Annotated in this window: 9 protein-coding genes, 1 tRNA gene and 1 pseudogene; 1 reads left to right on the top strand and 10 read right to left on the bottom strand. The window is 72.2% G+C overall.

The window, feature by feature from the left end:
- Positions 1-157 precede the first annotated feature (157 nt).
- Positions 158-1,444 (top strand): L-lysine 6-transaminase, encoded by a 1,287-nt coding sequence (gene lat, locus HCK04_RS31880; protein WP_142651082.1) that lies wholly within the window; start codon positions 158-160, stop codon positions 1,442-1,444.
- A gap of 42 nt (positions 1,445-1,486) precedes the next feature.
- Here the strand turns inward: lat and HCK04_RS42930 are convergent.
- The 10 genes and pseudogenes from HCK04_RS42930 to HCK04_RS31830 form a co-directional block, all read right to left on the bottom strand.
- Positions 1,487-1,654, bottom strand: a pseudogene (locus HCK04_RS42930) (LuxR C-terminal-related transcriptional regulator); the annotation flags it as partial.
- A 123-nt stretch (positions 1,655-1,777) separates the two neighbouring features.
- Positions 1,778-4,051 (bottom strand): penicillin acylase family protein, encoded by a 2,274-nt coding sequence (locus HCK04_RS31870; protein ID WP_142651080.1) that lies wholly within the window; start codon positions 4,049-4,051, stop codon positions 1,778-1,780.
- A gap of 7 nt (positions 4,052-4,058) precedes the next feature.
- Entirely contained in the window at positions 4,059-6,290 is a 2,232-nt protein-coding gene (locus HCK04_RS31865) for an FtsX-like permease family protein (protein ID WP_142651079.1), read from the bottom strand.
- Positions 6,287-6,967, bottom strand: a complete 681-nt coding sequence (locus tag HCK04_RS31860) for an ABC transporter ATP-binding protein (protein WP_142651078.1) — start codon at positions 6,965-6,967, stop codon at positions 6,287-6,289. Before HCK04_RS31860 ends, HCK04_RS31865 begins: the two co-directional genes overlap by 4 nt.
- Positions 6,964-7,488 (bottom strand): PadR family transcriptional regulator, encoded by a 525-nt coding sequence (locus HCK04_RS31855; protein WP_142651077.1) that lies wholly within the window; start codon positions 7,486-7,488, stop codon positions 6,964-6,966. Before HCK04_RS31855 ends, HCK04_RS31860 begins: the two co-directional genes overlap by 4 nt.
- Positions 7,489-7,594: 106 nt before the next feature.
- Positions 7,595-7,670 (bottom strand) — tRNA-His (locus tag HCK04_RS31850).
- An 82-nt stretch (positions 7,671-7,752) separates the two neighbouring features.
- Positions 7,753-8,349 carry an oligoribonuclease gene (gene orn / locus HCK04_RS31845; RefSeq protein WP_142651076.1) on the bottom strand — a complete coding sequence of 199 codons (597 nt, stop codon included), beginning with the start codon at positions 8,347-8,349 and terminating at the stop codon, positions 7,753-7,755.
- A gap of 35 nt (positions 8,350-8,384) precedes the next feature.
- Positions 8,385-9,425 carry a DUF2510 domain-containing protein gene (locus HCK04_RS41510; protein ID WP_205830955.1) on the bottom strand — a complete coding sequence of 347 codons (1,041 nt, stop codon included), beginning with the start codon at positions 9,423-9,425 and terminating at the stop codon, positions 8,385-8,387.
- A 19-nt stretch (positions 9,426-9,444) separates the two neighbouring features.
- Entirely contained in the window at positions 9,445-10,797 is a 1,353-nt protein-coding gene (locus HCK04_RS31835; protein WP_142651075.1) for a hypothetical protein, read from the bottom strand.
- Positions 10,798-12,483 (bottom strand): serine/threonine-protein kinase, encoded by a 1,686-nt coding sequence (locus HCK04_RS31830; RefSeq protein ID WP_142651074.1) that lies wholly within the window; start codon positions 12,481-12,483, stop codon positions 10,798-10,800.
- Between the last annotated feature and the right edge of the window lie 130 nt (positions 12,484-12,613).

Raw genomic sequence — 12,613 nt, 5'->3', positions numbered from 1 at the left:
AATCGTCAGCATGCGGCCCGTGGTGGGGTATCGGGCGCGGATCTACCCTCACGGCCTGAAAAATGTCCTCTTAAGGTGCTATCTAAGCGGAAACCCTTCACATAGAAGGCCAGATATGAGGGAATCATCTCGTATCCCAGCGTGACGCGGAGGCGAAATGGACCCCACCACTGTGCACGACGCCCTCGCACGGCACCTGCTCGTGGACGGTTACCGCCTCGTGCTCGACCTGGACAGGAGCGCCGGCTCCTGGCTGGTCGACGCCCGGGACGGCCGGAGATACCTCGACTTCTACACGTTCTTCGCGTCGTCGCCGCTCGGGATGAACCCGTTCGCCGACGACCCGGAGTTCGTGGCGCTGCTCGGCAGGGTGGCCGCCAACAAGCCGGCCAACTCCGACATGTACACCGTCCACCTCGCCGAGTTCGTGGAGACGTTCCGGCGGGTGCTGGGCGACCCCGAGCTGCCGCACCTGTTCTTCGTCGAGGGCGGGTCGGCGGCGGTGGAGAACGCGCTCAAGTGCGCCTTCGACTGGAAGAGCCGCTGGAATGAGGCCCACGGCCGCCACCCCGGGCTCGGCACGCGCGTCCTCCACCTCACCCGGGCGTTCCACGGCCGCGGCGGCTACACGCTCTCGCTCACCAACACCGACCCGGTCAAGACCGACAGGTTCCCGCGGTTCTGCTGGCCGCGCATCGACGTCCCCGCCATCCACTTCGGGGACGTCGAGCAGGCGGAGGAACGGGCGCTCGCTCAGGCCAGGGAGGCGTTCGAGCGGTTCCGCCACGACATCGCCTGCTTCATCGCCGAGCCGATCCAGGGCGAGGGCGGCGACAACCACATGCGTCCCGAGTTCCTCCAGGCGATGCAGGCGCTCTGCCACGAGTACGAGGCACTGTTCGTCGTGGACGAGGTGCAGACCGGCGTCGGCCTGACCGGCACCCCCTGGGCGTACCAGCAGCTCGGCCTGGCCCCCGACATCGTGGCCTTCGCGAAGAAGGTGCAGGTCGGCGGCATCATGGCGGGCCGCAGGGTGGATCTCGTGCCCGACAACGTGTTCAACGTCAGCGGCAGGATCAACTCCACCTGGGGCGGCGGCCTGGTCGACATGGTGCGCTCCCGCCGGATGCTGGAGATCATCGAGCGGGACGGTCTCATCCCGAGGGCGGCCATCCTGGGTGAGAAGCTGCTGGGCGCGCTCCAGAGCCTGGAGGCCGAGGGCCTGGTCGCCAACGCGCGCGGACGCGGGCTGATGTGCGCCTTCGACGTTCCCGACCCCGCCGGCCTGGTCACCCGGCTCCGGGAGGAGCGCGCGATCCTGGTCCTGCGCTGCGGCGAGCGGTCCGTACGGCTACGCCCGGCCCTGTCCGTCCAGCCGGACGAGCTTGAGTACGGCCTGGCCGGGCTGCGCGCCGTCCTCACCGGGGACCTGGCCGGGCGCTGACGACACAGGGGTTGACGGCGCCGGTGGCGTGGTCTCGGCACGCCACCGGCAAATGGCCGTCATGCGTGAATCCACGCCCAGTTTCGCGTAGATGCGGTTGACGTGGTTTTTCACGGTCTTCTCGCTCAGGAACAGCAGCCGCGCTATCTCACCGTTGGAGTGACCGGTCGCGATCAGCTCCATGACCTCGGCTTCTCGCTTGCTCAGCCCGTCGATTCTCATCCGGCCTCCGTAGAAGACGATCAGAGATCGCCGAGGCCCCCGCACGGCGGTTGTGAGGCAGCATAACCCGCATCGTCCACCTTTGGGGAAAAGTGCACTGACTTGCCCGGGTCAACGCCTCTCGTGGACCGTGACGGTTTCGAGATGCGGATCGGCGGCGATCTCGGCCGCGGTGAAGCGCTCGGTCACCCACCCGCCCCGCGAGAACAGGGCGGTCTGGTCGGCGTGGTGGGGCGACGCGGGGTTGGCGGACAGCGAGTAGGTGAGGACGGTACGCGTGCGCGGGCCGGCGGGGGTGAGCTCGACGGCCATCATGAAGCTCGATCCGGTGTCCACCTCCGGGTAGCGCCCGTCGGTGCCCAGCGGCCCGCCCGTGCGCACCCGGTCGAAGCAGCCCTCCCCTTCGGTGCAGCCGGGAATCGGGATCGAGGCGTAGCTCTGCGCCTGCCCGGGAGTGAGCGTCAGCGGGATCCCGTTCGAGCGGAAGAACCCCACGGCGTCGGCGAGGGCCTGCCGTACGGCCGGGACGTCCTTGAGACCGCGCGGGGTGGTCAGCGGGTGCGCGGGGTCGAACGGCACCCGCCACGGGCTGTAGGGGGGATCTCCGGCCTTGACGGGACGGCCGAGCCGCGTGAAGAACTCGCGCCAGAGGATCGCGCCCGCGCCGTCCAGGGTGGCCCGCCCGTCCCACTTCTCCAGCGTCCGGCAGCCCTCGCGTACGTCGTTCCGGGAGTCGGTGTCGCACATCTTGAGCAGGTCGTCGCGCATCAGCTCGAAGGTGAGGTCGCGCTTGCCGCGCACCGTCGCCTGCAAGGTGTCCAGCGTGAAGCCGGGCGCGCCGAGCCCGTCGGCCCCGGACAGCCGCTGGGCGATCATGTCGAGGCTGACCCGGGGGCGCGGCTGCAGGTCGGTGCCCGTCTTGCCGTACGCCGTGGGATAGCCGGTGAGCGGCTTCGCCGGGTTGGTCATCCAGTAGGTGTTGTTGGAGTTGGCGACGTAGTCGGCGCGGATCAGCGCCGGCTGCTTGGCGGGCCCGAAGATGCCCGGCACGACGGCGTCGCCGTCCCTGCCCCACAGGCACGCCGAGGTCGAGCCGTCCAGGACGTACGCGTCGAGGCCGGGAACGGGCGAGGGCTTGGCGCAGCGCTCGGCCTCGGCGTCGGTGACGTGGGGGACGACCGAGGTGTCGGCGAAATAGGCGGTGCCGCTCACGTCGGTGGCGAGGGTGTGGACGAACGGCATCCCCTGGTAGGTCCGCTGGGCCGCGCGCAGCTCGTCGAGGCTGCCCGCCCTGGCCATCGCCAGCCATTCGTCGGCCGCCCGCAGGTTGGCGGCGTTCGCGTCGGCCAGCGCGTACGCGGCCTCGTCGCTCTGCCCGACGGCGAGCACCGGGCCATAACGGGAGGTGAGGAGGGTGTGCTGGGAGACGGTGCCGTCCGGCAGCGTGACCTCCACCTCCTGCTCGCCCATCGGCTCCACCCGGCCGTCGACCGTGTAGCTGTGGCCGCCCGCGAGCGCCAGCCGATAGACGGTGAAGTGCTGCGCGTGGGTGACGGTGTGGGTCCAGGCGACCTTGGCGTTGTGGCCGATCTGGACGACCGGGGTGCCGTACAGGCTGCCGCCCGAGACGTCGAGCACGCCGGGGATCGTGAGCTGGACCTGGTAGAAGCGGCGGATTCCCTGCCAGGGGAAGTGCGGGTCGGCCAGCACCATGCCGCCGCCGTCCCGGGTGGCCGTACGGCCGAGCGCCCAGGCGTTGCTGCCCGCCGCGGGCATGGGCCGTGGTTTCCCGGGTCCGGCCATGCCGGTGATGGCCTCCTTCAGGCTGGAGCCGGAGGCCATCCGGCTGAGGTCGAGCAGGTTGGTCCACATGTCGGTGGCGCTGATCGGGCCGACCCACGCCTTGCCCCGGCACCGGGGATCGGGCAGGTTCGCCACCCCGGTGTCCTCCAGGTAGCGGTTGTATCCGGCGACGTAGCCGTCCACCAGGCGGCGCAGCTCGGCGCTCGGGCCGACCGGCGCGGGCCGGGCAAGCAGCCGCGGTACGACGCCGGAGCCGGCGATGCTCTTGTAGTAGACGTCGCTGGCGAGGTCGGCGACCGGCTTGGCGGGGTCGTCGGACTCGGCCTCCGGGCCGAAATAACGCGAGCGTTCGCCGCGCAGCGTCACCACCCAGGAGGCCAGCGTGCACAGGTTGTCCTGGGCGAAGGCGTAGCCGTACCCGAACCCGAGGCCGCCGTAGTCCTTGGCGGTGATGTGCGGGATGCCGTATTCGGTGCGCCGGATCGTGGCCGAGTAACCCCCGCCGGCCGCCGCCGTCGCGGGCGCTGCCGGGACGGCGGGGGCGAGCAGGGCCAGCGCGACCACGAGGGGTCGGAGCTTCATCGGTCTCCTATTCGAAACGCGCGTTGTCGGGCGTGGTCATGCGCCGCAGCAGCGGCAGCGTGGTGAGGATCACCAGCAGGGACGCGGCCAGGCCGCCGCCGAGCGAGGCGAAGTAGACGGGCCCCGGCATCGCGAGCGACGTGCCCTTCATCCGGAGAGCGTCGATGAGCGGCTCGGCCACGCCGAAACCGGCGGCCGCGGCGAGCACGGCGGCCAGCACGAGCGGCAGCGCCGACTCCAGCAGCACCACCGCGGCCAGGGTGCGCGTGGGCGTGCCCGCCAGCCGCAGCAGGGTGAAGGGCTGCCTGCGCTCCACCAGCCCGCCGCCTGCCGCGACCACGAGGCCGCAGGCGCCGGCGACCAGGGTGAGCCCGACCATGGCCAGCGCGATGTTCTCCGCCCGGGTGTACAGATCGGCCCTGACCTCCGCGACCTCGGCGAAGGTCATCGGCGCTTCGACGGTGTAACCGGCCAGCAGGGTGCGCAGCCGCTCCAGCGTCCCCGTGTCGGACGTGGTGATCATGACGGCCGCCAGGTCGAGCCCGTCGGTGGAGGCGGCCGGGCTGTCGGGGCCCGCCAGCGGAAGGAGCCTGTCGACGGTGAGGGGGTTGTCGGCGCCGATGATGCGGGCGAAGTTGCCCGCCACGGCGCGCGTACCTTCGGGGCAGCGGCCCAGCACGGGGAAGAGGGCGAGGCCCGCGCACTCCACGACGTACGGCCTGGGCGGCGGGCCGTCGGGCCGCGGAGGCGCCTTCTCCGCGTCCACCCTGCCGTAGATCGGCAGCACCTCCACGCCCGGGTGGGCGCGCAGCCGGGCGAGCAGCTCCGTCCCCGCCCGCTGTGACAGGCCGGAGACGCCCGGCCGCTCGAACCTGGCGCCCAGGACGTCGTTGAGGGTGCCCCCGGCCACCTTCTGCTGCCCGGCGACCACCGCCGGCACGAGGGCCGCGATCGTCGTCCCGATGAACACCGCCAGCACCAGCCCGCTCACCGACCTGAAGGCGGTCTTCGGATCGGCGGCCAGGCGCCGCGTGGCCAGCAGCGTCGCCCCGCCCCGGGTCAGGCGGGCGGCCAGGCGCGCGGCGACCATGGTCAGCCAGGGCCCGGCCAGCATCAGCCCGACCATGATCAGTGCGAGTGCGACGACGGCGAGCAGCTCGTCGGGCTTGCCGTTGCGATACACCGGGCCCGCGAACATCCCCAGCCCCGCCAGCAGCGGGATCACCCGCCACGCCCGGGGCGGGGAGGCGGTGGTCTTCCGGGCGACGCCGAGCGGTGAGATCCGCACCCGGCGCAGCGACCACAGGGCGGCGCCGGCCGCCACCACCGGCACTCCGGCCAGCACGGCCGCGTACTGCCAGGCGTGCGGGGCGACCAGGCCGGGGAAGAACCGCGCGCCGGTGACCCGCACCCCGGCCACGGCCGGCCGTACGAGCTGGAAGATCGCGAGGCCCGTCAGCGCGCCGGCGAGCGCGCCCAGCGCCGCGTCCACCGTGGCGAGCACGTTGATCTGCCGCGTGGTGGCGCCGACCAGCCGGATCGCGGCGAAGCGGCTCTCGCGGCGGGCCGCGGCCAGCCGGGTGGCGGTGCCGACGAGCACCAGCAGCGGGACGATCAGCCCGACGGCGGCGACGCCGAAGGCGAAGCGGTAGACGTCCGCGTCGGCGCCGGCCGCGGGCCCGGTGGACGCCGTAGGTACCGTGGATACCGCGTCGACCTGCCGCGCGCCGGGCAGGGCGGCGACCTCGTCCGGCGTCCGTCCCACCACGACGACCAGCTCGTCGGGCCCGGACAGCGCCGCGTCGCCGATCAGCCCGGCGCGCGTGCCGGGGAAGCGGGCGGCGAGTCCCTCGCGCGGCGCGGAGTCCAGCAGCCCGGCCAGCGCGGGCGAGGCGTAATACCGCCCGGGGCCGGGCATGCGGGACAGGCCGGGGATGACCGGCGCCCGCGTGCCGAGCGCGGCGGCGTCGAGCCGCTTGATCGTCCGGCCCGCGTAGAAGTCCTCGCGGTAGCTCCACAGCGCGCCGTCGGCCGTCGTGTCGAGGGCCCAGCCGCTGGGCGCCGAGCCGGTCGTGCACTCCCAGCAGGGACGGCCGTTGGTGGCCTGGAACGCGTTGAACAGCGACAGCGTGGACAGCAGCACCGCGACGCCGGCCGCCACCCCGACGACGACCAGCGCCAGCCGCGCCACCGCCTCCCTGCCGCTGCTCAGCGACAGCCGCAGGCCCAGCCGGATCATCGGACCGCCCCGGTCGCGTACGGGTCGCTGACCCGGCCGTCGCGCACCACGACCTCCCGGTCGGCGCAGGCGGCCACCCGGGCGTCGTGGGTCACCAGGATCACGGTGGCGCCCTCCTCGCGGGCCAGGCCCACCAGCAGGTCCATCACGTGCTCACCGGTGAGCGTGTCGAGCGCGCCGGTCGGCTCGTCGGCGAACACGATCCGCGGCCGTGTGACCAGCGCCCTGGCGATCGCCACGCGCTGCGCCTGCCCGCCGGACAGCTCCCCGGTGCGCCGGCCGCCCAGGTCGGCCAGCTCCAGCCGTTCCAGCCATTCGGCGGCGCGCCGCTCGGCGTCCTTCCTCCGCGTACGGCCCAGCAGCAGCGGCAGCATCACGTTGTCGGCCGCGGTCAGCTCCGGCACGAGCTGGCCGAACTGGAAGACGAAGCCGAAGGCGGTGCGCCGCAGCTCGCTGCGGCGGCCGTCGTCGAGGGTGTCGAGGCGGCGCCCGTCGAACCACACCTCGCCGCTGTCGGGCGTGAAGATGCCGGCCAGGCAGTGCAGCAGCGTCGACTTGCCCGACCCGCTGGGCCCCATGATCGCCACGACCTCGCCGGCGGCCACCGACAGGTTCGCCTCGCGCAGCGCGACCGTGCTGCCGTAGGAGCGGCTGACCTCCCGCGCCTCGATGATCATGACGTACGCACCATCTCGGCCAGCGCCCCCAGCCGGGCCTGGGTGACGTCGATCCACCGCAGGTCCGCCTCCAGGTGGAACATGGCGTGGTCGGCCAGCAGGGCGTCGGTCAGGGGGCCGCTGCGCTTGACCTCGGTGAGCTCCCGCATGCGCCGCATGTGCGTGGCCCGCTGCGCGTCCAGATAGCCCGCCGCGTCACGGCCCAGCATCAGCGCCAGCACGACCTTGGTGAACAGCACCGTCTGCAGGTAGGGCTCGGCCGCGACCGGCTCGGCCAGCCATGTGGCGACCTCCTGCCTGCCCAGGGGGGTGATCGCGTAGCGCTTGCGGTCCGGCCCGTCGCCCGGCTCGCTCTGCCCGGTGACCTTGCCGTCCCTGGCGAGGCGGCCGAGCGTGGAGTACACCTGCCCGAAGGGCAGCGGCTTGCCCCGGCCGAAGAAGGTGTCGTAGTCGCGTTTCAGGTCGTATCCGTGGCTCGGCTCCCGCTCCAGCAGGCCGAGCAACGCGAGGGGTACGGTCATGCCCGCAGACTATATCCCGAGTGTATACACGCGGCGCATAGTCACTCATGAAAAAGGGCCGATGAAAAAGCGAACGGCCGGTCCGTGAGGACCGGCCGTTCGCCGTTGGGGTGAGTGATGGGACTTGAACCCACGACATCCAGGACCACAACCTGGCGCTCTGCCAGCTGAGCTACACCCACCATGTCCGCCGTTCGAGGCGTACGAAGAAAGTGTAGCGGCATTTGGGAGTTGTTCGCGCCCCAATACCGCCGCCTGCGGAGGTCAGGGACCGGAGACGGCCTCCGCGACCTCGCGGGCGGTGGCGGAGTCGGGGCCGGGCTGGGGCACGAAGACCGCGGCGCGGTAGTAACGCAGCTCGCGGATGCTCTCGGTGATGTCGGCCAGCGCGCGGTGCCCGCCCTGCTTCTCCGGGGAGGCGAAGTAGACCCGGGGATACCAGCGGCGGGCCAGCTCCTTGATCGACGAGACGTCGACCATCCGGTAGTGCAGGAACGTGTCCACCTGCGGCATGTCCCGGGCGATGAAGGCGCGGTCGGTCGCGATGGAGTTGCCGCACAGCGGCGCCTTCTTGGGCTCGGGCACGTGGGAGCGGATGTAGTCGAGCACGACGGCCTCGGCCTCCGCCAGGGTCACCCCCGTCGAGAGCGCCTGGAGCAGCCCCGAGGCCGTGTGCATCTCGCGCACGACATCGGACATCTGCTCCAGCGTCTCGGCGGGGGGCTTGATGACGACGTCCACGCCCTCATCCAACTGGTTCAGCTCGCTGTCGGTGACGACACAGGCCACCTCGATCAGCGCGTCACGGCCGAGGTCGAGCCCGGTCATCTCACAGTCGATCCAGACCAGCGGGTCAGTCATGGCTCAAGAGTAATGCTGAAGGGTAAATGGGGACGTCACTGAGACTGAAGCGAGTCCTCCACGCGCTTGAGGATCGACTGGTCCAGGTTGTCCGGCACCGAGACGTACAGCATCGCGGGACGGGCGTTCAGACCACGGTCCACCAGGACGATCGCGCCCTTCTCCTTCTTCCACTTCAGGCCGTTGGCCTCGGAGACCTTGGTGAAGTCCATCTCGAACTCGAAGATCCAGCCCTGCTTGCCGCTCACGGTCAGCGCCTCGTTGCGCAGGACCTTGCGCTCGTGCGGGATGCCGTAGAAGTCGTTCTCGTAGGTGAGCAGCACCGCCTGGGACAGCTGCCCCAGACTCTGCGGGCCGCTGTAGGGGAAGATCTGGGGCACCTCGGCGGTGTAGACGCTGGCGACCCAGTCGTTGCCCCTGCCGTCGTAGTTCGCCTGGGACGTCTCCGTGCAGCCGCTCGTCCACAGCGGCCTCTGCTGGTCGGCCGGGTTGTTGATGTTCTTCGACTCCGGCACCTGACACTTGTCGCCCGGGTACGCGTACGACAGGCCGGTCACAGGGTCGGAGATGCGGCCGCCGGACGGCTGGGGGAGCTGCGGCAGCGGCGGGACGGACTGCTGCGGCTCCTGCTCGGGCGGCACGGTCTGGTCGAGCTGCGGGGCTGTCGTGTTGACGTCCGGCCGCGCGTTCGCCGTGTAGGCGCGATCGCGCAGGACGATGACCGCGCCGCCGATGACCAGCGCGAGCACCACGACGGCCGCGATGCCGCCCACGACCCACGGCCAGACCGGCGCCGTACGCCGCGGCGTGCCGAACTCGGGCACCGGAAGCTGCGCCGTCTGGTTGATCGGCCCCCACTGCGCCGTCTGGTTCATGGGCCCCCACTGCGGAGCCTGCTGCTGGGCCTGCTGAGGGGCCTGCTGAGGGGGCTGCTGTGGCGCCTGTTGCGGCGCTTGCGGGGCTCCGGCCTCCTGTCCGGGAGCGTGGGTGGCGTCGGTCCACTGAGTGCCGTCCCACCAACGCAGGAGAGAGGAGCCGTACGGGTCCGGATACCAGCCGGCGGGGGTCGTCGTCATGCGCGCCAGACTAATGAAATCAGCATTTGTAGGCGAAACTTGCTTTGTCCTGGATCGGCTTTCCGGACGTCGTGGGGGACAGGATGCGGAGCGTGGCCGTGCCCTTGAACGTTCCCGATCCGGTCACGTTCCAGTGCAGGGGGAGATCCACCGACGTGTTCCCCGGGGAGACCTGCTGCTCCCCTTCCACCGGCTTGCGGCCGTCGCTGCGCAGCCAGCGATAGCGGATGGTCCCCGCCTCGCCGTTGGTCGTGACGATGCCCACGAAGTCGGCGGTGCCGTCGCAGCGCACCGTCTTCGAGGGCGCCTTGACATCGACGTCGGTCACCGCGAGCGGCGCGGCGGGTGTCTGGCGCAGCCAGAGGATCGCCGCCGCGATCAGGATCGCCAGCAGCAGCGTCCCCGCCCACGCCGTCGAGCGCCTCCGGCGCCGCCGGGGCGCCGGACGGCCGGTGTGGGTGGCCGTGACGGCGGCGGAGGTCTGCCCGGCCCGCCAGATCTGCGCGGCCGTGGTCTCGGTCGGAACCCCGGGCCCGAACCGCATCATCACGTTGCCGGAGCCCTCGGTGGCGTCCGGCAGGTCGAGCAGGGTCACCGCCTCCCCGCCGGAAGAACCGGCCGCCGCGACGGTGGAAGGTTCGGGGAACGCCGGGGACGCGGAGAACGCGGGCGCGGACAGGCCCTGAGCCGCGTGAGCGAGCCCTTCCCTTCCCATGCCGGGGAACGCGCCGCGCTCGGCGAGCAGGGTGTCTCGTGCGGCGGCCAGCCCGTGGGCCGCGGCGGCGGACGCGCGCCGCAGTGCCGTCGCGGCGTGTCCGTCACGGCAGTCCGCCGCCAGGGCACCGGCGAGCGCGGCCCAGGCCGCCACGTCCTGTTCCGCGGACGCGTATTCGCCCCGCAGCGCCCGGAGCAGGCCGCGCTCGGCCAGCAGCGCCGAGCCGTCCTCCCCGATGACGACGGTCCCGGCGTGCAACGCGCCGTGGGCCGCCCCGGCGGCGTGTACGGCGAGCAGCGCCTGCGCGGTCTCCAGGAGCACGGTCGCCGCGCCGCCCGGGTCGAGGCGGCCGGCGGCCATCAGGCCGGCGACGGACGGCGTGGCCCGTGTGGTGATCAGCCAGACCTCGTCACGCGCGGCCACCAGGTCGATCACGGGCAGCAGCCCGATCGGCCCGCCCGACTGGAGACGCAGGTCGGCGCCGACCGTCGTGACGAGTCGTTCGCGTGCCCCGGCCGTGGCGACGGCCGGTGGATCGAATAGCAGCGCGCCGGACGGCCGTCCGTCGGGGGACACCGCGTCCGCCCAGGTGCCGACCTCGCTGCGCCGGGTCCGGCCGGTGAGCCGGTGCCCCGCGACCGTCGCGCCTTCTCGCATCTACCGCCGCCTTCGGTGCCGTCCGCGCATGCGCCCCATGGCCAGTGTGGCGGGAACGAGGCCGGTCGTCACCAGGGCGGCGGCAAGTCCGACCGCCGGAGTCTCCGAAGATGGAGTGGGCGAGAACGTCAGCACGGGCGGCGGATCGCTGGGGGTGCCGGGCGTCGTCGGCTGGGTCGAGGGCTGAGTGGGCTGGGTCGTCGGCCGGGTGGGCTGGGTCGAGGGCTGGGTGGGCCGTGTCGTGGGCGGCCGGGTGGTGGTGCTGGGCCGCGGGTTCGCCGGCGTGTTGCCGCCCGGGTCCACCGTGACCGAGCCGTCCGAGGGCACGGGCGCGGGCGACGGCCTCGGCTTCGGCGTGCGCCTGAGCGTCGGCGTGGGCCTCGGCCTCGCGGTCTTCGAGAGGCTGGGCCTGGGGGTCGGCCGGGTGGTCGTGCTGGGCCGCGTGGTCGGCGCCGTCGGCAGGGTGTTCGGCTCGGGGCTGGTGATCGCGGGTGTGGGGGTGGCGTCCTCGGGATTTTGGGTCGGCTCGCCGCCGGACTCGTCGCCCGAGTCGTCACCGGAGCCGACGCTGGACTCGTCCTCCACCTCGATGGACGAGGGATCGATCGCGGGCGTGCTCGACGTCTCGATCGACGACCCGGCCTGCAGGGTGGCGTCGCCGTTCATGGTCTGCACCAGCGCCACCGTGCCGGCCGCGATCACGACCATGCCTGCCAGGGTCAGGCCGATCTTCATGCGGGTCCGGCTCAGCAGCCCGCCGAGGCTCGTCTCGGCCAGCGCGGTGCCGGCCTCGGGGGCGTTCTCCTTCAGCGGGAAGAACGGCACGAGCAGCCCGGCGAGCGCCGCGAGGCGGCGCCGTCCGCGGTCCTCCCAGGCCGGGCCGTACACGTCGGAGGCGACCGTTTCGAGCGCCTGCAGGAACTCCTCGGCCGACGCGAACCGGTCCTCGGGCCGCTTGGCCATGCCGCGCTGCACGAGGTCGCGCAGCGGGGGCGGCACCTCGTCGACCGGAGGAGGGGTCGCCTGGTGCTGGCGGGCCAGCGCGGCCATGTTCTGCGCCCGGAACGGCCGTCCGCCGGTGAGGCACTCGAAGAACACGACCGTGGCGGCGTAGACGTCGCTCGCCGGCCCGGCCTTGCCGCCCTGCCACTGCTCCGGTGCCATGTACGGCGGCGTCCCGGCCGCCCTGACCCCCTCGCCGGCCTGCGCCGCGATGCCGAAGTCGACGAGCTTGCTCGTGCCGTCGGCCTCGATCATGACGTTCTCGGGCTTGTAGTCGCGGTGGACCACGCCGATGGAGTGCGCCGCGGCCAGGCCGAGCAGCGAGCCCTTGAGCACGGTGAGCGCGGCCTCGGGACCGGTCGGGCCCTCCGAGCGGAGCATCGCGCGCAGCGAGACGCCGTCGATCAGCTCCATGACGATGGCGGCGCCGCGCGCGGTCTCGAGGTACTCGTAGAAGCGCGCCGCGTGGGGGCTCGGGTCCATGGAGGCGAGCAGGCGGGCCTCGTGCCGGAACCGGGCGACGAAGTGGAGGTCCGCCATCATCTCGTCGGACAGGTACTTGATCGCCACCGGGGTGTCGTCGCCGTCGTGCCGTGCGAGCACCACTCGCCCGGCGCCCCCGGTCCCGAGTTCACGAATCTCCGTATAGCCGGGGACGCGCCAGGCGCCCGTCTGGCCGTGCATAACGGTCTGTCTCCTCATCGCCTGGGGCCCCCGCCGAATGACGAGACCGTAGCTTAGTGACACGCCGGGTGATGCGCCGAGAAGTCACGATTTAGTCAGACCGGGTTGTCAGTAATCGTCTGGTCGCGTC

Source organism: Microbispora sp. CL1-1 (genome assembly GCF_012034195.1).
In the GTDB taxonomy this organism is placed as follows: domain Bacteria; phylum Actinomycetota; class Actinomycetes; order Streptosporangiales; family Streptosporangiaceae; genus Microbispora.
The sequence above is the reverse complement of the archived record's forward strand: the minus strand, read 5'-3'. Positions and strand labels throughout refer to the sequence as shown.